This is a genomic window from Nostoc cf. commune SO-36 (genome assembly GCF_023734775.1).
GTDB lineage: Bacteria > Cyanobacteriota > Cyanobacteriia > Cyanobacteriales > Nostocaceae > Nostoc > Nostoc commune_A.
Genome location: NZ_AP025732.1, coordinates 4543594 through 4564294, shown reverse-complemented (window position 1 = coordinate 4564294; position 20701 = coordinate 4543594). Strand labels below are relative to the sequence as shown.

18 protein-coding genes and 1 pseudogene are annotated in these 20701 nt (G+C 41.7%); 9 read left to right on the top strand and 10 right to left on the bottom strand.

The features are described 5' to 3' along the window. The first annotated feature begins 117 nt into the window (after positions 1 to 117). From rodA to ANSO36C_RS20510, 6 genes and pseudogenes are all read left to right on the top strand, one after another. The gene (rodA, locus tag ANSO36C_RS20535) at positions 118 to 1431 is read left to right on the top strand and encodes a rod shape-determining protein RodA (protein ID WP_251956012.1); all 1314 of its coding nucleotides are present in this window, start codon (positions 118 to 120) and stop codon (positions 1429 to 1431) included. A 116-nt stretch (positions 1432 to 1547) separates the two neighbouring features. Further along, positions 1548 to 1745 (top strand): NAD(P)H dehydrogenase subunit NdhS, encoded by a 198-nt coding sequence (locus tag ANSO36C_RS20530; protein ID WP_190943332.1) that lies wholly within the window; start codon positions 1548 to 1550, stop codon positions 1743 to 1745. Between the two features lie 130 nt (positions 1746 to 1875). After that, positions 1876 to 2532 (top strand): HAS-barrel domain-containing protein, encoded by a 657-nt coding sequence (locus ANSO36C_RS20525; protein WP_251956011.1) that lies wholly within the window; start codon positions 1876 to 1878, stop codon positions 2530 to 2532. A gap of 142 nt (positions 2533 to 2674) precedes the next feature. Beyond that, on the top strand, positions 2675 to 4810 hold the full coding sequence (locus tag ANSO36C_RS20520) for a cation:proton antiporter domain-containing protein (RefSeq protein WP_251956010.1): 2136 nt from the start codon (positions 2675 to 2677) through the stop codon (positions 4808 to 4810). Between the two features lie 638 nt (positions 4811 to 5448). After that, positions 5449 to 6399 carry a UDP-glucuronic acid decarboxylase family protein gene (locus tag ANSO36C_RS20515; protein ID WP_251956009.1) on the top strand — a complete coding sequence of 317 codons (951 nt, stop codon included), beginning with the start codon at positions 5449 to 5451 and terminating at the stop codon, positions 6397 to 6399. Positions 6400 to 6545: 146 nt separating this feature from the next. Then, a pseudogene (locus ANSO36C_RS20510) lies at positions 6546 to 7937 on the top strand (UDP-glucose dehydrogenase family protein). A gap of 169 nt (positions 7938 to 8106) precedes the next feature. Here ANSO36C_RS20510 and ANSO36C_RS20505 read toward each other — a convergent pair. Next, positions 8107 to 8901: an LmeA family phospholipid-binding protein gene (locus ANSO36C_RS20505; protein WP_251956008.1), complete on the bottom strand. Its 795-nt coding sequence runs from the start codon at positions 8899 to 8901 to the stop codon at positions 8107 to 8109. 868 nt (positions 8902 to 9769) lie between these two features. Between ANSO36C_RS20505 and ANSO36C_RS20500 the strand changes: the two genes are divergently transcribed. Together ANSO36C_RS20500 and ANSO36C_RS20495 are read left to right on the top strand one after the other, a co-directional pair. After that, positions 9770 to 11665, top strand: coding sequence for a cytochrome-c peroxidase (locus ANSO36C_RS20500; protein WP_251956007.1), 1896 nt, complete (start codon positions 9770 to 9772; stop codon positions 11663 to 11665). 501 nt (positions 11666 to 12166) lie between these two features. Next, the gene (locus ANSO36C_RS20495; protein ID WP_251956006.1) at positions 12167 to 13696 is read left to right on the top strand and encodes a hypothetical protein; all 1530 of its coding nucleotides are present in this window, start codon (positions 12167 to 12169) and stop codon (positions 13694 to 13696) included. A gap of 53 nt (positions 13697 to 13749) precedes the next feature. On the opposite strand, the gene ANSO36C_RS20490 is transcribed toward ANSO36C_RS20495, so the two are convergent. The 6 genes from ANSO36C_RS20490 to glyA form a co-directional block, all read right to left on the bottom strand. Beyond that, entirely contained in the window at positions 13750 to 13971 is a 222-nt protein-coding gene (locus ANSO36C_RS20490) for a type II toxin-antitoxin system HicB family antitoxin (protein WP_251956005.1), read from the bottom strand. After that, complete coding sequence (locus tag ANSO36C_RS20485) at positions 13968 to 14588, bottom strand: hypothetical protein (RefSeq protein WP_251956004.1); 621 nt, start codon at positions 14586 to 14588, stop codon at positions 13968 to 13970. The genes ANSO36C_RS20490 and ANSO36C_RS20485 overlap by 4 nt, the downstream gene beginning before the upstream one ends. 26 nt (positions 14589 to 14614) lie before the next feature. Beyond that, complete coding sequence (locus ANSO36C_RS20480) at positions 14615 to 15031, bottom strand: type II toxin-antitoxin system VapC family toxin (RefSeq protein WP_251956003.1); 417 nt, start codon at positions 15029 to 15031, stop codon at positions 14615 to 14617. Beyond that, positions 15018 to 15278, bottom strand: coding sequence for a CopG family transcriptional regulator (locus tag ANSO36C_RS20475; protein ID WP_251956002.1), 261 nt, complete (start codon positions 15276 to 15278; stop codon positions 15018 to 15020). Before ANSO36C_RS20475 ends, ANSO36C_RS20480 begins: the two co-directional genes overlap by 14 nt. A 48-nt stretch (positions 15279 to 15326) precedes the next feature. Beyond that, positions 15327 to 16577, bottom strand: a complete 1251-nt coding sequence (locus tag ANSO36C_RS20470) for a competence/damage-inducible protein A (RefSeq protein WP_251956001.1) — start codon at positions 16575 to 16577, stop codon at positions 15327 to 15329. A 104-nt stretch (positions 16578 to 16681) separates the two neighbouring features. After that, positions 16682 to 17965 carry a serine hydroxymethyltransferase gene (glyA, locus tag ANSO36C_RS20465; RefSeq protein WP_251956000.1) on the bottom strand — a complete coding sequence of 428 codons (1284 nt, stop codon included), beginning with the start codon at positions 17963 to 17965 and terminating at the stop codon, positions 16682 to 16684. 133 nt (positions 17966 to 18098) lie between these two features. On the opposite strand from glyA, the gene ANSO36C_RS20460 reads away from it, so the two are divergent. After that, positions 18099 to 18365 (top strand): hypothetical protein, encoded by a 267-nt coding sequence (locus tag ANSO36C_RS20460; RefSeq protein WP_251955999.1) that lies wholly within the window; start codon positions 18099 to 18101, stop codon positions 18363 to 18365. Positions 18366 to 18458: 93 nt separating this feature from the next. Here ANSO36C_RS20460 and ANSO36C_RS20455 read toward each other — a convergent pair whose 3' ends face one another. The 3 genes from ANSO36C_RS20455 to ANSO36C_RS20445 form a co-directional block, all read right to left on the bottom strand. After that, positions 18459 to 18710, bottom strand: a complete 252-nt coding sequence (locus ANSO36C_RS20455; protein ID WP_251955998.1) for a hypothetical protein — start codon at positions 18708 to 18710, stop codon at positions 18459 to 18461. Positions 18711 to 18712: 2 nt separating this feature from the next. Continuing rightward, positions 18713 to 19552, bottom strand: coding sequence for a hypothetical protein (locus ANSO36C_RS20450; RefSeq protein ID WP_251955997.1), 840 nt, complete (start codon positions 19550 to 19552; stop codon positions 18713 to 18715). A gap of 165 nt (positions 19553 to 19717) precedes the next feature. Beyond that, positions 19718 to 20494 (bottom strand): RNA polymerase sigma factor SigF, encoded by a 777-nt coding sequence (locus ANSO36C_RS20445; RefSeq protein ID WP_251955996.1) that lies wholly within the window; start codon positions 20492 to 20494, stop codon positions 19718 to 19720. Positions 20495 to 20701 lie beyond the last annotated feature (207 nt).

The following is a 20701-nucleotide window of genomic DNA, read 5'->3' as shown; positions in this document are numbered from 1 at the left end:
TACTAGGGACTGGGTATTAGGGACAAGATGGGGAAGCAGAGGGAAAATAACCAATACCCATGCCCCATACCCCATGCCCAACAATTAAATCTAAAAGCTAAAGTCTAAACTAGCACAATGTTATTAAAACGATCGCTCCCCAAAATTCGCTGGAAGTCTTGGGTTAAGCCTTGGCAGAATGTAGATTGGCTACTATTTTGTTTGCCAATTGCTGTCAGTATCTTTGGCGGCATCATGATTCTCAGTACGGAACTGAAGCAGCCAGTAACTGACTGGTGGTGGCACTGGATGGTAGCGGGTATCGGCGTGCTTATAGCCCTGTTTTTATCTCGTATCCGTTATGAAGTTTTAATGCAGTGGCACTGGATAACTTATGCACTAACGAACTTCAGCTTAATCGCCGTGATGATTGCTGGTACTAGCGCCAAAGGGGCACAGAGGTGGATTCCTATTGCTGGTTTCAATGTCCAACCCTCTGAATTTGCCAAAGTCGGCATGATTATCACCTTAGCAGCTTTGCTACACAGGCGTACTGCTTCCACCCTTGAAGGTGTTTTCCGCGTTCTGGCGATCACCGCCATACCTTGGGGATTAATATTTTTGCAGCCAGATTTAGCAACATCAATGGTATTTGGTGCGATCGTCTTAGGAATGCTTTACTGGGCAAATGCTAACCCAGGTTGGTTAATTCTGATGATTTCTCCTGTGGTTGCGGCCATTTTGTTTAGTATATCTTGGCCTTTATCAGAGCCAATAATTTTATTCAAAGAACTATCTTTTGGCCCATTAGGGCTAATTTGGTCAGTTGCGATGGCTATTGTCGGCTGGCAAACTCTTCCGTGGCGTCGATTTGGTTTCGGTGCTATCGGTGCGTGGACTTTCAATATACTGGGTGGCGAATTAGGAGTTTTCGCCTGGAGCCATATTTTGAAAGAGTATCAAAAAGATCGGCTAACTGTATTCATGAACCCCGATCATGATCCCCTCGGTGCTGGGTATCACTTAATCCAATCTCGCATTGCGATTGGTGCTGGTGAAATTTGGGGATGGGGTCTGTTCAAGGGGCCAATGACGCAACTGAATTTCGTACCTGAACAGCATACAGACTTTATTTTCTCCGCAGTCGGGGAAGAATTCGGTTTTATTGGTTGTTTGCTTGTGCTGTTTGTCTTCTGCTTAATTTGCTTGCGTCTACTGCATATTGCCCAAACCGCCAAAGATAACTTTGGTTCCTTGTTGGCTATTGGCGTTTTGTCCATGATCGTGTTTCAGGTGATTGTGAACGTTGGCATGACTGTCGGTTTAGCACCTGTGGCAGGAATTCCCCTACCTTGGATGAGTTATGGGCGTTCTGCGATGCTGACTAACTTCATTGCCTTGGGAATAGTAGAATCGGTAGCAAATTTTCGACAAAGGCAGAAGTATTATTGATTCGTCATTAGTCATTAGTCCTTTGTTCTTTGCTCTTTGCTAATAACCAATGACAAATGACAAATGACTAATAAGAAGTATTAAGCTATTAAAAGGAAACAAGCGAGGCTAAAAACATGATCCTGCCTGGAGCAACTGTCCGCATCAAAAATCCCGCAGATACTTATTATCGTTACGAAGGACTCGTGCAACGGGTGACTGATGGTAAAGTAGCCGTCTTATTTGAAGGTGGTAACTGGGATAAATTAGTTACCTTCCGTTTGAGCGAATTGGAAATTGTAGAGACTACTGCCGGACGTAAAAAAGCCAAATAAAATTAGTCATTAGTCATTTGTCCTTTCTCGTTTGGCAAAAACTAATACTTCTCTTCTTAGGCTGCGCCAGAAGCAAAGCTTAGTACAAGTGACTAATGACCAATGACTAATGACTAATGACTAAATTACTATGCGCCTCCCACTACCACAGTTTGCCACTGGCGATCGCCATCCTAACCACATTGCAGAGGTGATCGAAACTACTAGTACTGAATTTTTGGCTCAGTGTTTAGAACCAGAAGATTTGAGCTTTCCCTCTATGCCACCTTTTGGTAGTTGGGTCTGTTCTATAGATGAAGAATCTGGCAATAAAATTTATGCTGTAGTCTATTATGCCACAACCATGCCCATAGATTCTGTACACCGAGCTAGAGCTTTGGGGTTGTCATTGCAAGATTTACGGGAGGAACAACCCCAAATATTTGCCATGCTCAGAACAGAATTCCGGGCTGCGATCGTCGGATTTGAACTATCTTTGCAAAATCAAAGTTATAACCGAAGAGTATATCAGTATTTACCACCCCGTCCCCCACAAATTCATCAAGCTGTTTATCGATGTGAACCAGAAGCTATCATTAAATTTACTGAAGAACTAGATTTTTTAAGGACACTGCTTTGTATCAATGGTGCGCCCATAGAGTCTTTAACCGCAGCGGCCATTCGAGATGTATATCAGTTACGCAAAGCTGACCGAGAATGGCTAATTAAAGCTGGACGGAGCTTAAGTGTGCTATTAAAAGACGACTACGATCGCTTACGGTTCATTTTGAGTCAAATCCACCCCTAGATAGTTAGTTCTGAGATAATCGCCTAGTTAATGTTAGTTAATATTTTTGATTTTTCTTCAGGTGGCTTCTCCATTTATATCGATCAAGCGATCGCCCCAAAATTAATCGCTATTTTACCATAGCCCCTTCAATTCCTACATCATGGAACTCATATCACAAGTTCTTGTTCTGGAACCAACTTCCCAAGTTCTTGGCAAGGAACCAATTGTTCCCTTTGCTATTTTACTGGTGGTCATCTTAGTTATACCCATCATGTTTGAGCGGCTAAGATTACCAGGATTAGTAGGTTTGGTTTTCTCAGGGCTAGTACTTGGGCCCTCAGGCTGGAATTTATTTCAGTCAGACTCACCAATGATTAACCTATTATCAGAAATTGGGTTAATTTATTTGCTCTTTGTCGCTGGGCTAGAAGTTAATCTAGAAAAGTTTCGCCGTCAAAAAAGTCGCGCCTTTGGGTTTGCTAGCTTGACTTTCAGTGTACCCCTGGTGATAGGAACCTTGCTAGGGCTGATTTTAGGCTATGGGTGGAATACTTCAATATTAGTTGGCTCTCTATTTGCTTCCTATACTCTTTTGGCATATCCCATAATCAGCCGTTTGGGAGTAGTAAACAACGAAGCTGTTACTGTCACCATTGGAGCTACGCTTTTTACAGATATTGGGGCAGTACTGATATTAGCCGTTTGTGTAGCCGTCGCCCATGCTGGAACATTTAGCTTTGCTAAACTACTCACTCTGTTGGGTTGGTTAACTATTTACTCTGTTGTCATTGTGACAGGCTTTGATTGGGCGGGTAAAGAATTTTTTAAGCGGTCTGGAGACGACGAAGGAAACAAGTTTTTGTTTGTGTTGCTTTCTGTGTTTCTGGCAGCTGTGGGCGCTCAATTGATGGGGGTAGAAAAAATTGTTGGTGCATTTTTAGCCGGGTTGGCGGTGAATGAAGCTGTGGGTGAAGGCCCAGTCAAAGAAAAGGTGGTATTTATTGGCAGTGTACTATTTATTCCCATTTTCTTTGTTGACCTTGGCTTACTGATCAATCTACCCGCCTTTGCCAACAACCCAGACACACTCAAGTTAACGCTGTTGATGATAGTTGGTTTGATTGCCACTAAATTGATTGCAGCTTTCTTGACTAAATTGGTTTATCGCTATAAATGGCAAGAAATGCTAACCATCTGGTCGCTGTCACTGCCGCAGGTTGGTACAACCTTAGCAGGAACGTTAGTGGGATATCGGGCTGGGTTACTGCCACTAGAAGTATTACACAGCATCATTGTTTTAATGCTTGTCACATCAACCTTGGGGCCGTTGATGACCAGTCGCATAGCTGTTGGCTTGAATTCCTCACCAGCCGAAGATCCAGCACCACCTGTCCCTGAACAGAATACCCCAGAGGCAGATAGTGCTTTTACTATAGTCGTACCTGTGTATAATCCTCATACCCAGCAGCATTTGATTGAAATGGCGGCATTATTAGCGCGTCAGTCTCAGGCGAAAATCATCCCATTAGCGATCGCCACAGCTGCTGCTCACATGGATGCACCGCAGTTAGAAGCCTCTCTACAACGGAGTGAGTGGTTATTGAGCAAAGCCACGGCACAAAGTCGAGCGCTGGGCGTAGCCGCAGAACCAGTGTTGCGAATTGATGATGCCTTTGCTCAAGGAATTAGCAGAGCGGCGCGTGAACAAAAGGCAAATTTAATTGTTATGGGTTGGGGTAAACGTACTGGGTTGCGAGCGCGTTTATTTGGAAATGTGATTGATGGGGTACTTTGGGCATCCCATTGCCCAGTAGCGGTGACACGCTTAGTAGAATCACCGAAAAAAATTCAACGCATCTTAGTACCAATAGAAAATTTAACAGCACCAACATTACAGCCTATCCAATTTGCCCAGATGCTGGCAGAGGCAAATCAGAGCCATATTACTGTGCTGAATGTGTGCGATCGCCGTACTAGTTCTAGTAAAATTGCTTGGAGGCGATCGCATCTCTCCTTATTAGTATCTAAATTAGCTTTGGCCAATCCCCCAGAAATCCAAATTATCGCTCATGAAAATGTTGCCCAAGCAATTTTGCAGGCAGCACGATTATATGATTTAGTGGTTTTACCTTTTATACGTAATCGTACCAGTCCTGGAGGGTTAGCCATTAGCGATGTCACAACCCAGCTAGCCAGACAACTCACCTGCTCCATTGTTATGCTTGGAGAACCACAACGCACTCAAGTGAATGTAATTACCTCTCATGCTGTTCCTAGCATTACATCTACTGTATAATATCAGCCAAAGTGCAGTTAACTTTAGTGAACTTGGGGTATGATAGCATTTGCGAAGATTCTTGCAAAAATCAATCAGCAGTGGGGATGTATATCTTTAAGCCCCGATAAGTGCATATATTTTTAGTACAAGTTTCATCAAATGGCATGAGTCTCTGTACTCAAGGGCAAAAGTGAATCTTAACAAACGCGGCACAGATCGACTATTACAAAAATATGGTGATAATAAAATCTTGAAATTGGCCGACTTTCAATCTAATTCCTGCTACTTTGTATCCAACTGATAAAATTAGCAACTGTGAAAATAATTTATATTCTTAAAGATTTGATGAAGTTTTGGTGGAAGGCTAACTATTTTCACACTAATTTTGTTAATTTGCTAATTAAAATCTTAAGGATCGTGGATTAAATAACCTGTAACTCTCGGTTGTTGTTTTCGCATAGGACAAGAAACCTCAAACAAAGTTTGATATCTTATTAAATCCACGATCCTAAGCAAAAAGGTAAAAAATAGTCAAGTTCAATACAAGTTTTTGGTTGAGCCTTGTTCCTTTTTTTATTTTGTATTTTTGTAGCCAGGGTGGGTAATCTAAAAGTAAGTGTAATAGCTGTTAAATATTTGTAAATAATTGGGAAACTATGAGAATTTTGGTGACGGGCGGTGCTGGATTTATTGGTTCCCATCTTATCGACCGACTAATGACTGCTGGCCATGAATTAATATGTTTGGATAATTTTTACACTGGCCACAAACGTAACATTCTTAAATGGTTAGGTCATCCGTACTTTGAACTGATCCGCCACGATATTACCGAACCAATTCGCTTAGAAGTGGATCAAATTTATCATTTAGCTTGTCCGGCTTCACCAGTACATTACCAGTACAACCCAGTTAAAACCGTTAAAACTAACGTGATGGGAACACTGAATATGTTGGGGCTAGCTAAACGTGTAAAAGCTAGGTTTTTCTTGGCTTCAACTAGTGAAGTCTATGGAGATCCAGAGGTTCATCCTCAACCCGAAGAGTATCGGGGTAGCGTCAATCCCATTGGCATACGTTCATGCTACGACGAAGGTAAAAGAATTGCTGAGACTCTAGCGTTTGACTACTACAGGCAAAATAAAGTTGATATTCGAGTTGTTCGGATATTCAACACCTACGGGCCAAGAATGTTAGAAAACGATGGTCGGGTGGTGAGCAACTTTATAGTACAAGCGTTGCGGGGTCATCCTTTAACCGTCTACGGTGATGGTTCGCAAACTCGTAGTTTCTGCTACGTTTCCGATTTAGTCGAAGGATTCATTCGCTTAATGAATAGCGACTACATTGGCCCAATGAACCTGGGTAATCCTGGTGAATACACGATTTTACAATTAGCACAAACTGTGCAAAATATGATTAATCCAGACGCGCAGATTAAGTTCGAGGAACTACCTTCGGACGATCCCCGACGTCGCCAGCCTGATATTACAAAGGCAAAAACTTGGTTAAATTGGGAACCTACCATTCCTCTACAAGACGGGTTAAAACTGACAATAGAAGATTTTCGCGATCGCATTCAAAGCGATGTTAATAATTTAACCACCTAAACAGCTTCTAGTGTCGCTTAGAATTTTCATGCAGGCTTGCCCTCAATAACCAATATACTTAGTGGCGAAGTTGCCTGGCAGTGTATAAGTCCGATATTCAGGACTTCTTTTTGAAGACTAACCCCAAAAAAGTGAGGAGTTAAAAAATGCGTGTTTGCGTGATTGGTACTGGTTATGTTGGTTTAGTTACAGGTGCTTGCTTGGCTCATATTGGGCATGATGTCATTTGCGTAGACAACAACGAAGAAAAAGTTAAGTTAATGAAGTCTGGGCAGTCCCCAATTTTTGAGCCGGGACTTTCAGAAATTATCCAATCTGCCATTCAAACCGAGAAAATTCATTTTACTAGCGATCTCGCTGCTGGAGTTTCCCACGGCGAGATTCTGTTTATTGCTGTGGGAACGCCACCTTTACCCACTGGTGAAAGTGACACTCGTTATGTTGAAGCTGTAGCCCGTGGGATTGGTGAAAATCTCAACGGTGGTTATAAAGTCATAGTGAATAAATCTACAGTACCCATTGGCTCAGGTGACTGGGTGCGGATGCTTGTTCTAGATGGTGTTGCTGAACGGCAGAAAACATTAGTGCCCGCAGGTGGGGTTCCGAGTAATGAAAAATTACCTGAGTTTGCAGCCGAGTTTGATGTAATCAGCAATCCAGAGTTTTTGCGCGAAGGTTCGGCAGTTCACGACACCTTCAACCCCGATCGCATTGTACTAGGCGGCAATAGTCAAAGGGCAGTAGGCTTAATGCGACAACTGTATGCCCCAATTGTCGAACGCAAATACGCTGAGGATCAATCTTTACCTCCTGTGCCAATTTTGGCAAACAGACCTAAGTTCGGCGGAAATGATTAAATACGCCGCTAATGCCTTTTTAGCCACTAAGATTAGTTTTATTAACGAAGTCGCTAATATTTGCGATCGCGTCGGTGCTGATGTCACTCAAGTAGCTAAAGGTATCGGTCTAGACTCCCGCATTGGTAACAAATTTTACAAGCTGGTATTGGTTGGGGTGGTTCTTGTTTTCCTAAAGATGTCTCCGCCCTGATTCACACTGCTGATGATTATGGCTATGAAGCCCAATTACTCAAAGCTGCTGTCAGTGTCAACGAACGCCAGCGATTGATTGCTTTAGAAAAACTCCAAAAAGTTCTGAAAATCCTCAAAGGCAAAACAGTTGGACTACTCGGACTGACCTTCAAGCCCGATACTGACGACTTGCGCGATGCCCCAGCCCTCAACCTAATTGAGCAGTTAAACCGACTGGGAGCCAAAGTTAAAGCCTACGACCCCATTGTTTCTCAAACAGGTTTACGTCATGGGCTTTCTGGAGTGCTAGTAGAAACCGATGCCGAAAGACTAGCTGATGGCTGCGATGCGTTAGTACTTGTCACCGAATGGCAGCAGTTCAGCACTCTTGACTATGTGAAGATGGCAAAATTGATGACCAACCCCGTTATCATCGACGGTCGTAACTTCCTTGACCCTGAAGTAATGATCCGGGCTGGATTCCAATATGTAGGGGTGGGGAGATAGAGAGTTAGAAGTTAGGAGTTATCAATAAAAATTAATTACAACCCATAATCAATAACTCCTAACTCCCTTCAAAACCTAAAGATTTAAACTACCGCCTAGAATACTCTAGGCGGTATTTAATTTGTTTAAAGCTTCACTTTATTTTGCATTTTTACGTGATAATTTAATGTCAAGCGCTATGTGGAATACGTTCGATTTCAGCATATCCACTGAAAATAAGTTTTTGACCTTCAGTTTCTAATCGATTGAGCCGCATTTTCACTCCATCAAGGTCAAAACGATCCAAATCGACCATATTATCTAAAATTTCTACCAACGCCACACTCAAGGTTTGCGAGATTTCCCTTTGTGCTTCTGGCACTTGATCAAGTTGGATTTTCGGATCTTTGAAAGAAACTCGCCGCCGCCTTTCAATGGCTATAGTTAAAATCATGCTCAGGGGTACGAGTTCGCCATTATTTAAATCTGCTTTTGCTACAAGCTGTAAGCGATTTTCCGGCAATAGCTTTATCTCAACTCCCGTAAAGGAGACTGGTTCACCGCCAGATAATTCTGTCAGTGATGGCACTGTGAGGTTAAGCAAGCGCTTTTTCACCAGTTCCGCATTAAAAGCTTGGTTTATGCCTACTTCTGATAAAATCACTTGAGCGATCGCTTGAGTGGGTTGCTTAAGACTGAGTTTGCCACTTAAAACCGAGCCGAAGTCAATGGCAACCGCATCGGTTTCAAAAGACATCTCATCTACTGCGAAATCTTTCCGAATCACCAAGCCACGACCGCTCATTTTGAAGCTATCAATGCTGCCTTGCAAGAGCTTGCTGGAGGGGTAGCAGCGCACAAAGACTTCTACTGACTCGCTTTGGGTAAACAGGTGGCGAATCGTTTGGCTGGCAACCGTGTTGAGCATCCGCTCTCCCCAATCTGTGCCTTTAGGATCTTGTAAACCAGTAAGTCCGCCGAACATGTGGTTTTGGGTCTCTAGAAGTTCTTTGTACTTTTGTAACAAACTGTGAAGAATACAGCAAGCGATCCCGTGATTAATTGTGCTGATAGGTAGGTATAGAATGGCTGATGGTTAATAGATAAATGTATAAAATATTATAAATATGATTTAAGTAAGTATGAAGTTGCAGCATTTATGACATCAACAATTATATGTTGAAGTATATGCGCTAAAGGGTTTAGAGTAAACACCCTACCCTTGAGCCTCAAGTCTTACTTTTAACTAAACTGCGTAGGCGCAGCCCGTCGTAGACATCGCTTATCCAATAGAATATATGATTTAAGCATCTTGAATCAGCAGGTGATTCATTAAACATAATACTTTAACTACAAAATTACACAATTTTTTACTTAGTAGATTTGTTAATCACAAAGTATAAGAAGTTACAAAAATTTTAAATATTTACGCGCCATTTTACTGAGCTAGGAGAATAAAATAGCAGGCGAACAAATGGGTAAAACCTGCTAGCTTGAGAGATTTGATTGAATAACAAACTCAAACAACAAAGTATGTTTTGATACTAATAACATCGTTGTTATCGAAATCTATAGAGAATCACATCACTGCGGCATAGTATTTTATGTGTGATTAAAATGCAGCATTTATGTGCTTATAATACATTGTCGGTACTTTAACACTACATAAAGTACTGCTGAATCTTGCGGAGTCAGCTTCAGACTCATATTTTCCATACGCATAGCGAGGTCTTATGATACCCTCAAATACTGAATTAGCAATGTTAACCGTGCTAATTTTGATATTATTCTGGATTTATTTAAAATATAAAATCAGAATAATATCAAGATATTTACGCCCTCTGGCAATTTTCGTGATAGTTTCTCTGGCGATCGCTGGTGGAGGTATCGTATCCGCGCAAGTAACACCGAATCCGGCTCCCCTAAATAACATAACGAGTTTACCACTGGCTACACCTGGAGATCCTACCCCGGCGAACCCACCACTCTTGACAGCAGTGGCTCAACCAAGCAATCTCGCAGACTTTGTTGACGACCAAACAGCTCTACTCAAGCTAGGAAAAGCCCTATTCTGGGATATGCAACTTGGTAGTGATGGCGTTCAGTCTTGTGCTAGTTGTCACTTTCATGCCGGAGCTGATAACAGATCAAAGAATCAAATTAATCCTGGTAGTGGTCTTTTAGAATCGCTGAAAGATATAACTTTCCAGGTAGGTGGTGGTGCAAACTATCAACTCACTGCGGCAGATTTTCCATTTCACAAACTGGCAGACCCTAATGATCGAACCAGTACAATTATTTCTGACACTAACGATATCGCTTCATCCCAAGGTGTGTTTAACAGTGTTCTTAAAAACACTGTTCCGGGTCAAGCAGTGGATTCGACTACATCTGAACCTGATCCAGACGGCTTTCAAGTCAATGGAATTAATGTGCGTCGAGTTGCGCCGCGTAATAGCCCAACGGTAATTAATGCAATCTTCAACAAACTCCAGTTTTGGGATGGTCGCGCCAAGGAAACCTTCAATGGGGTGAATCCAAAAGGAGCAACAGAGCTTAGTGCTAAAGTTTACAAAGCTACAAAACCAAAGGAACTAACTGCTGTTTCCGTTTCGCTCAACAATTCCTCTATAGCTTCTCTAGTAACTGGGCCACTATTGAGTGAATTTGAGACATCTGCTGATGGTCGTACCTTACCTCAAATCGGTGCTAAGTTTCTGCGAAAAAAAGGTCAGAAGATCAAAAGCCTTAGACCCTTAGCTAAACAATTTGTAGATCCGCAAGACAGTGTTTTAGGATCTGACAGTCGATCCCGTCAGCCCGGTCTGAAAATCGCATCTTATGATCAGCTAATTCGGAAAGCCTTTAAGAAGCAATGGTGGAAATCAAAGTCAATCATTCAAGTTGACAGTAAAGGAACACCAACAATCCTCGCTAAAAATGATGATGGTAATGAGAGTGAGGAAGGACAGACTTTACCTACCAATCAGTTTTCGCTCAGAGATTGGAATTTTTCTTTATTCTCTGGGTTAGCAATGCAAAAGTATATATCTACTCTTGTGTCTGACAAGACACCTTTTGATCAATTCCAAGCGGGAAATACCAATGCTCTCACCGCTCAGGAAAAAAGCGGTCTGAGTGTCTTTGTCAATAATGGGGTTAATGGTGGTGGTAGTTGTAACGTCTGCCATACGATTCCAGAATTCACTACCGCTTCCGTGAGAAGAACCGCAGGAGTAGCTTCAACTGATTCAACTGATCCGCTCATTAGCCCAACTAACGGCTTCTTTCCTAACTTCGGTGTCACACCTGCCTCAGATGACCCAGGAGCCGGAAGCACTAGCAGATCACTCTTCAAAGCACCTGCCCTCCGTAACGTCGGCTTGACAGCTCCATATATGCATAACGGTGGGATGGCAACTCTAGAGCAAGTAGTAGACTTTTACAATCGTGGTCGAGGTGACGACGGTGGCCCTGGTGCACCACCGTTGAACTTAACCGATGCTAAAAAAGCTGATTTGGTCGCTTTCTTAAGAAACGGACTTACTGATCAACGAGTCCTTCTTGAAAAAGCACCCTTTGACCATCCGCAATTGTTTATCCCCAATGGACATCCCGGTAATCAAAGTTCAGTGACTCCCAGTGGCAATAGTAATGGAACTCCTACTGCTACAGATCAGCTAGTGGAAATACCTGCTGTTGGTCGTAATGGTGTCACTACTCCTAAGCCAAATTTCTTAGGACTTTAAACTTGAAACCTTCAAGATTACTTGAAGCCATAAGTATCACAGTCAAAAAAGTTATTTTGGACTAAACACAGAGCCAGCGATCGCACTTATTTTACTTACCTTTTAAATAAGTGCGATCGCTCCATAGTTTTTTTTATTCGTCCAAGACTTATACCAATTCTGTATGAAGATGCACAGAATATTAAACGAACGACCAAGTACGCCAAGAATATAGAGTTACTTATTTAGTGTAGCTTCACATTAAATTGGTATTACGTAACATAAATGTTAATTTTTTAACTGTGCATAGTAACTCTAGGTTGAGAGAAAGAAGTCTTCGGGTGCAAAAATGGACTCTTTTGTAACAAACTGTAAAAAACACAGCAAGCGATCGCGTTATTAATTGTACTGATGGGTAGGATAGCTGATGGTTAAAAGTTAACTGTGTCAAATGTTACTTTTAATTTAATGAGTGGGAATAATTGAACTAAGTTATTGCTAAGATTCTCACCAGTACTAAGTATGATACAGCTAAACATTCTAGAACTTGCCAAGCAGGGCGATACAAATGCGATTAACATTCTGGTAAGTCAGTGGTTAAATTTACCCAGAATTACGCCAAAAACTAGTTTTAAACAAAATTGTCTACAGATAATGTTGGAATCATTTGAGGTTCCAGTACAACAGTTAGTAGTCCCGGTTATTTGTGATGGATTAATTAATTTAGGCATCCAATCTTTTAAGAATGTCAAAATATACGGTAGAGTAAAAGGTGAAGATTTTCCCGATTGGCAACAAGAAATTGAGTTAGAAGCACTAGTAAATTTAGCTGTGCTAACACCTCAAACTAATATTGAAGTGGAATCTTCAATTGTCATTACTAAACCAACAGATAATAAATTAACTGTACAAAAACCATCTTTTTTGGGTTCATTGTTTGGAGCAGTAACAGGAACAGCTGGAGTCGTTGGGGGTGCTGCTGTTCAAGCTGGACAAGCTGCTACAGGAGCAGCTATAGGAATCAGTGGGACTATTGGAGGTGCTGCTGTTCAAGCAGGGCAAGCGGTTGCAGGGACGGCTGTAGGTATTGGTGGTACAATTGGTGGTGCAACTTTTCAGGCAGCACAAATCGCAGGTCAAGCATTAGCAATAGTTGGTAATAATCCTTCTCTACGATCAGCAATTGAATCTTTAAATAAAGACTGGTTGAATCCCTTGATTCAACAAGTTGATGTAGTCAAGGCTGAGGCTGCTGTTAGAAAGTTACAGCAAAATTATCCAAATGAACAACCGGCTGGAATTGCCCACCATCTGATGTTAGAGAAAGCTGTTTTCGCAGGAATGACAGGATTTACTACTAGTGCTGTACCAGGACAAGCTGTCGTAACATTTGCTGTTGATTGGGCTGCTACAGCTGCATTATCCGTGGAGTTAGTTTATCAAATTGCTGCTGCCTATGGAATGGATTTAAATGATTCTGAGCGTAAAGGGGAAGCAGTAGCAATTTTTGGTTTAGGGCTGGGTGGAAAAACAGCAATCAAAGCAGGTTTGGGTTTACTACGAATTGTGCCAGTAGCGGGAGCCGTCATTGGTGCTAGTTCAAATGCAGTAATGATCTACGCATTAGGTTATGCGGCTTGTCAGTTTTATGAAGCAAAGCAGAATCCATTAACTTTAGAAGCAACATTAGTAGATGCTCAGGTAAAGAGTGAAAAATTTATTGAAGCTGCTATTTCCCAAGAAAAGATTATGGATCAGATTTTGGTTCATATTGTCTTAGCAGGTAATCCAGATAAATCTTGGGAGGATATTTTACCAGAATTACAAGCTACCAACCTTAGCCCTGCGTCAATCGATGCGATCGCAGCTAATATCAAATCTCCACCATCTTTAGAAACCTTACTTGAGCAAATTAATAGTGATTTTACTGTACCGCTGCTGGCACAATGTCAAAAAATTGCTCATATAGACGGAGTAATCATGCCAGAAGAAGCTAAGGTGTTAGCAATGATTAACAAAAAGTTAAACTGTGATTTGGCTTTAATCAAATAACCTGAACACTGATGTTAAGATTTTTTACAAAAGTGCGATTGCTTCTCTGCTAATCATGAGGCTACCTGGTAAATTGCAGGTCTATATCTCGGTTCAGGAGTTGGTTTACGCTCCACTTTTGCAGCATCTAACCATGCTGCTTTGGCTTGCAAGACTTCATGAAGTGCTTTTTCTTCTGTTAAACCAAATGCTGAACAGTATTTCAAATCAGGAATATCAGCAATATCACCATCATCTTCTTCACTGTAGAAAATATTAATGTGATAATGTTTCATCCGTATCGGCTCAGTATCGCCACCAAAATCCGAAGCAAGTCGTTTATGTCAGCAGGAACACGATATAAATTTAGGTCTTGAGTTATTTGTTTACTTTCTCGATTCAATAGAGCAAATTGCCAAATATCCCCTGTAGAAACAGCCCCTTGTAAATTTGCCTCTTGAGAATCAGTCCACGCATCAATAGCAATCAATTCTACAGCAAGCTGGGTAAAACCTCTTGCCAAATCAGCATTTTTAGCTTCTACAACTAAGAGTTTATGGTCTGCGTGCAAATAATAATCAAGAGAACCTTTTAATTGTTCTGTAACTATAAGAGGATATTCGATTCTAAGTTGGGCTTGAGTGTAATGAACAACATCTAATAAAATTGGTGCAATTAGTAACTCTCTGCGGGCTGCTTCACTAGTCAAACTAATATATGGCAAACTCTCTTCAATCCTAGATTTGAGATTTTCGAGTCTATCTAATTCAATGGTGGACTTTTTTTGATTGAGAGAAGAACGTTTTAAAGAATAGCCAAATTCAGCCAGTATGTCTTCTGGCTCAAATGACATCTCAAAATAGCTTCTGAAAGTGTATGAGTAATTTGGTTTAAGAATAGGAGTTTTGCTCATAGCTGCATAATTGATAATTGAGTTTTTTAACATACCATTAGATTTTCAAACGGATACTGATTTTTCCAACGGTAAGCATTCAAATCTCTGAAATCTATAGACAAAATTCTCCCATGCTCCAGATGTTCTGCCAAAACTACTAACGAAGCATTGGCCAGATCCATTGGTAAGTTGGCATATTTTTCCATCAGTTCACAAATGCGTTTACCATGATGGGGTTGCAAATCAAAAACCGTAAATACCCCTAAAAATAAGTTATTAATGAAACTTACTTGCGCGTGGTTCCCCATCTTTGTTAGCAGTAGATAGGAAGTCTCTGTAACGACAGCCCAAGTCGTAATCAGAGGTTCGTTGACATTGGCAAGTACTGTTATTGCTTGAGTGTGGTACGAGTCATTGCGATTTGCCAATGCTAACCAAAAGCCAGTATCAACGATAATCATACTTAGTTTTTAAGCCATCTCTCAAAATTGATTTGTAATTTACAGATAGATCCGGATGTGTCTCACCGCAACCAATAAAGCCTGTTTGGGTCAGCATTGAGAAAGGATTCTTTTGCTCCTGCTGAAGCTGCTGGTAGTACAATTCAAGGGCAGATTTAATTACATCTGTTACTGCCTGATTAGTCTGCTGTTGAATAAAGGCTAGTTTGTCAGCATACTCGTCATCTAATCGCGCATTAATTCGCATAGTTGGGTTCCTTTGTCATACAAACGTATGACGAAGATAACATACCTTCTACCTCGTCAACAACTTCCGCCGCAGATTATCCAATGCTGCATTTGCGCTGACATGACGAATTAAAGCTCGACCTCGCATTGCACCAAACTGATATTCAAAACTTGCCACTTCATCCTTTGGCCCAGCTAAACCAATGTAAACTAAACCCACCGGCTTAGTATTTGTCCCTCCAGTTGGGCCAGCAATACCAGTAATACTCAATCCCCAAGTTGTTGCAAGGCGGGTTTTGACTCCAACAGCCATTTGCTCTGCAACAGTAGCACTTACCGCCCCAAATTTATCTAAATCTTCCTGGTTAACCCCCAGCAGTCCAACCTTCACAGAATTATCATAAGAAATTACTCCACCCCAAAAGTAATCAGAACTCGCAGAAATCTCAGTCAACATTTGCCCTAAACCGCCACCAGTACAAGATTCTGCTACCGAAAGCGTTTCTTTTGATGCCCGCAATAACTCACCAACCACGGAAGCAAGAGTATCATTATTAATGCCGTAAAAATCTAGTCCGGCAATTTCTTTAAGTTGTTTTTCAATGGGCGCAATTAACGTTTCTGCGGCTGCTTCTGAAGTGGCTTTAGCACAGACTCGCAATCTTACTTCTCCTTTACCTGCATAAGGGGCTACTGTGGGATTTGGCAACTTCAAATAAGAAGAAACTTTTTCCGCCAAAGCAGATTCACCAATACCCCAAAACTTTAAACTCCGGCTGTAAATAATTTCTTTACCCCAACCTTGATTTTTGAGAAATGGCACGGCTGTTTCTTCCCACATTACGTGCATTTCACTAGGAACACCGGGAAAGGTAAAAATCGTAATTTCAGGTCGAGGTTGCCAAATAATACCGGGTGCTGTTCCAGTGGGGTTGGGGAGAATTTCTGCACCTTGGGGAATCAAAGCTTGCTTGCGGTTACTTGGTGACATAACCCGACCACGTTGTGCGAATTTTTGGGTTATGTCTTCGATGATGTCAGAACGTTCTACCAACGGGACTTTAAAAAAATCGGCGATGGTTTCGCAGGTGAGATCATCTGGTGTTGGGCCGAGTCCACCAGTGAAAATGAGAATTTGCGCTCTGGAAATAGCAATTTCCATAACTTGCTTTAACCGTTCTGGATTATCCCCAACCACTGTTTGATAGTAATGGGGAATTCCTAGCTGCGCTAATTGTTGCGCTAAAAATTGAGCATTGCCGTTGAGAATATCTCCTAGCAGCAGTTCAGTACCAACACAAATAATTTCTGCACTCATTGGATTGGGGAAGGGGAGTAGGGAGTCGGGATGAGGGAGCAGGGGAAGCAGGGGGAGCAAAGGGAGAAATAACCAATGCCCCATGCCCTATGCCCCATGCCCAATTATGCTAGTGCTGGTACAGGAATTTCCAGGTGAGGATATAAGGGGAAGCGATCGCACAATGCTGCTACCCTTTGCCGACAATCTTGGGTTACTACGTCGGAATCTGGAGAAAGCAGGCGATCGCTAATAATATTTGCAATCTCAGCAAATTCTGCTACTCCTAAACCTCGCGTGGTCATTGCAGGTGAACCTAACCTTAAACCACTAGTAACAAATGGCGATTGCGGATCAAAAGGAATAGTATTTTTGTTAGCAGTAATATTCACAGTACTAACTAGCTGATCTGCCTGCTTACCAGTTAGACCGACAGAACGTAAATCCACAAGAATTAAATGGTTGTCAGTACCATTGGATACTAGCTTTAAACCCCGGTTTTGTAATTGTTCTGCTAAAGCACGAGCATTTTCAATCACTTGGGCTGAATAGGTTTTAAACTCAGGCTTTAGGGCTTCTCCAAAAGCTACTGCTTTTCCAGCAATGACATGTTCCAATGGCCCACCCTGGCTACCAGGAAAAACAGATTTATCTAGCTTTTTGCCTAGTTCTGCGTCGCTGGTCAAAATTAAACCACCTCTAGGGCCGCGTAGAGTCTTGTGTGTAGTTGTTGTTACTACATGACAATGAGGAATGGGATCGGGATGAAGACCACTAGCAACTAAACCAGCAATATGGGCAATATCGGCAAGTAAGTAAGCGCCGATTTCATCAGCAATACTACGGAATTTTGCAAAATCAATTATACGGGGATAAGCCGAATAACCACAAATCAAGAGCTTAGGACGCTCCCTCAGCGCCAGCTCTCGAATTTGATCGTAGTCGAGTTGTTCTGTTTGTTGACTAACACCGTAGTGGCTAACTTGGAACCACTTACCTGAGACATTTACAGGTGAACCGTGGGTGAGATGTCCCCCATGAGACAAATCCATGCCCATAATTTTGTCTCCTGGTTCCAACAGCGACAAGAAGACTGCAAAATTGGCTTGTGCGCCAGAATGAGGTTGCACATTCGCATGAGCAGCACCAAATATTTGTTTAGCACGATTGATCGCCAGTTGTTCGATTTTGTCGATATACTCACAACCGCCATAGTAGCGTTTACCAGGTAATCCCTCGGCATATTTATTTGTCAATACCGAACCTTGAGCCGCCAGTACAGCAGCTGAGGTAAAGTTTTCACTAGCAATCAATTCCAAGTGATCTCGCTGACGCTGTAGTTCGTCGTTGATTAACCCTGCGATCGCTGGATCGGTGGAAGAAAGAAAGTCTGAATTAGTCCTAGTCACTTCAATTATCCTTATGGAAATTTGTACAACGGCTGATTTTGGTTGGCGCAGCGCCTAAATAACAGTCAAAAACCATTGTTTTTGACTGCTGCACAGAGGCGATTAATCGTCTCCGTATTCTGGAGGTTTATTTGTGCCAACTTATTTATTATTAGACCCAAGCTCGATTAATGCATTAATTATCATAACGTTGCTTTTTGAAATCCTCACCTTGCTGCGTGTTGTGAAGTCGTTAGACAGTATTTTTTATGAACCTGTGTTAAATAATGCTTGCTGCGTAGGTGTAGCCCGTCGGAGACATCGCTACTCTATAAGAATCAAGGAGCGAGAGAAAGGCGATCGCTTCAGCGTTACTGTAGAAAAATTCCAAGTCAAGAGTCAGGAATATATACTGAAGTAGTAAAACACCATTACCCTACTTAATCATTCGTGAACAAAAGATCCCCAACTTCTTTAAGAAGCCGGGGATCTGCGGGTTACAATTCTCACACAATTAAATAGGGCTAATATAGCGATTTTGATAGTAAGCCAAAATTTGGTTCACTCGTTGACGACTTTCTAAACCAGAGTTTGCTGCCCACGAGAGGCTTAAGCCACCAATTTGACTTTGATTATAATCAAACTCTTGGGATGACTGGGGAATTAAATCTACTTCCACCCCTTCGACTTGACGTAAATGCGCTGCTATTTCTCTATAGACAGCTAAAGGCAAACCAGCGAATTCAATTTTTTCCTTAGTCTCCATCTTTATGAAGCTCCCATATTAAAAGAATTTTGGGAGGGCATTGTCACTGAAATAGGATTGCCAGTAGCAGATGCATCTGACGGTGTTGATTTGACAGGCCCTTCCCCTACCATTTTGGCAACTTCAATACCATATTGTTCCAAAATCACGATGGGGTTGTAGCCTCCATTCATTTCAATACGTTTAATCAGTACCCCATTTGCTAATCGCTGTCCCGCTTGTACATAGCGACTCGTTGGCTCATCCGGTACTTTGATAATTGCCTGTGGTTCCTTACTAATTAGAACTACACCAGTCACAACCACTGCTCTTGCTAACTCAGGTTGTGTTGTCGGTGGCAGTACAGAGACTAAAGTGGGATTGGGGACAACTTGAGGCAAAACCCTAGGCAAGACTGAAGTCAAGGTAGGATTGATTTTTTTTGGTACAGATTTCTGTGGATTTAAAGCTATGCTGCGTGTTGGAAGTTTTGGTTTTACTGCTGATGGAGTAGGTAACTTAGGCAACACAGGAACTGGTCTCCCAGATGTTTTAGACATTCCGGGAACCGTCTGCCCAAAAAGTTGTGCAAAAGGATCACTCCGATCTTTTGATACCACAAGTTCCCGTGCCCGCTCTGTAGCATTAGTGGATTGAATCAAGTTAACAGATGCAAGATTAACTTGTGAAACCTGTTTGGCAGGTGTCAATGGATTCTTAAAGGATTGAGCCGTTGCTGGCGACTTTGTTGCTATTTTGGGAATTGGCGCAGGATTGATAGCTTGTTGTGTATCTTCAGAAGCACATCCAGCGATCGCCAAAGTTAGAATAGCTGCAATTGTAATTTTTGAAGTTCTGCCCATGAGCCTTTCTCAAAAGCCATTGGAAAATTTAAAAGTGGAAATCAACATGCCTTAAATTTATATCAAAGGCAAAGTATGTTCCCTTTATAACCTAATTTTTTACATTTCAAGGGTTATTTTTAGCACTGCTTACCCAGCATAACTGCGGGTTAACTTTGTTTGCAGTCAATCGTCTGCCACACCCATAAGCTCTTTCATCAAATCTAGTCCTTTCTTGACTCTACGGGAAACCGTTACTACACTGATGCCCAGATGCTCTGCAACTTGCTTTTGTGTCAAATCTTGCAAAAACACACATTCCAACACATCGCGGGTGCGTTTTTCTAGCTGAACCAATGCTTGTTGCAAGCGAAGTTGATCTTCTTGTGCCAGTTGAAAACTGCGATAGTTAGGATCTGGAACCAATTCTCCTAAACAGGTAGAGCCTTCTTCTCCATCTTGAATTGGTACATCGAGACTCAAGGGAGCGCGATTAACCCATGCCAATTTAATTTCTTGCCATTCATTTGGAGAAATTTCTAGTGCTGCTGCTAATTCAGAGTCTGTTGGTTGACGATTATGTTTTTCACGCCAAGAACGTGATACTCCTATTGCTTGCTGTTGAAGCGCTAACCATCTCCGGGGAATTCGCACGGTAACACCTTTATCTCGGAGATAGTGTTGAATTTCACCCCGAATATAAGGAAGAGCGTAGGAACTGAAGGCATGTCCCTTAGAAAGTTCAAATCTTTCAATAGCTCTGATTAAACCCAAACATCCAACCTGAAGCAAATCATCGTAAGTTTCATGACATTGATTTGTCCAGTAGTGAGCTTCTTTTCTCACAAGTCCAAAATTGAGTTTTACCAGTTGATTGCGGATATTTTCTGACGGAGATTGCTGATATTCTCGCAACAACTGCCAAATTTCGTGCTTTAGTTCATTGGTGGCTGTGGTAGGCATAGCACCGGATTTATTGAGCGAATAAGGAATCAATTATTAACTTTTAAATTCAGCTGCGATCGCACGACATCAAAGACAATATCGCGCTATATTGCCTAGCAAATCCTATGGTATGTAATCAAGATTTGCTCTTATAATTCCATAGCTTGCTTAACAATCGAGCTAAATTTAAATAGGCAAAATCGCTATTTAGTTGGTTATTTATCT

Coding starts and splice junctions, on each gene's coding strand:
- rodA (WP_251956012.1), top strand. CDS start 118: ATGTTATTAAAACGATCGCTCCCCAAAATTCGCTGGAAGTCTTGGGTT.
- ANSO36C_RS20530 (WP_190943332.1), top strand. CDS start 1,548: ATGATCCTGCCTGGAGCAACTGTCCGCATCAAAAATCCCGCAGATACT.
- ANSO36C_RS20525 (WP_251956011.1), top strand. CDS start 1,876: ATGCGCCTCCCACTACCACAGTTTGCCACTGGCGATCGCCATCCTAAC.
- ANSO36C_RS20520 (WP_251956010.1), top strand. CDS start 2,675: ATGGAACTCATATCACAAGTTCTTGTTCTGGAACCAACTTCCCAAGTT.
- ANSO36C_RS20515 (WP_251956009.1), top strand. CDS start 5,449: ATGAGAATTTTGGTGACGGGCGGTGCTGGATTTATTGGTTCCCATCTT.
- ANSO36C_RS20505 (WP_251956008.1), bottom strand. CDS start 8,901: ATGTTCGGCGGACTTACTGGTTTACAAGATCCTAAAGGCACAGATTGG.
- ANSO36C_RS20495 (WP_251956006.1), top strand. CDS start 12,167: ATGATACAGCTAAACATTCTAGAACTTGCCAAGCAGGGCGATACAAAT.
- ANSO36C_RS20490 (WP_251956005.1), bottom strand. CDS start 13,971: ATGAAACATTATCACATTAATATTTTCTACAGTGAAGAAGATGATGGT.
- ANSO36C_RS20485 (WP_251956004.1), bottom strand. CDS start 14,588: ATGAGCAAAACTCCTATTCTTAAACCAAATTACTCATACACTTTCAGA.
- ANSO36C_RS20480 (WP_251956003.1), bottom strand. CDS start 15,031: ATGATTATCGTTGATACTGGCTTTTGGTTAGCATTGGCAAATCGCAAT.
- ANSO36C_RS20475 (WP_251956002.1), bottom strand. CDS start 15,278: ATGCGAATTAATGCGCGATTAGATGACGAGTATGCTGACAAACTAGCC.
- ANSO36C_RS20470 (WP_251956001.1), bottom strand. CDS start 16,577: ATGAGTGCAGAAATTATTTGTGTTGGTACTGAACTGCTGCTAGGAGAT.
- ANSO36C_RS20455 (WP_251955998.1), bottom strand. CDS start 18,710: ATGGAGACTAAGGAAAAAATTGAATTCGCTGGTTTGCCTTTAGCTGTC.
- ANSO36C_RS20450 (WP_251955997.1), bottom strand. CDS start 19,552: ATGGGCAGAACTTCAAAAATTACAATTGCAGCTATTCTAACTTTGGCG.
- ANSO36C_RS20445 (WP_251955996.1), bottom strand. CDS start 20,494: ATGCCTACCACAGCCACCAATGAACTAAAGCACGAAATTTGGCAGTTG.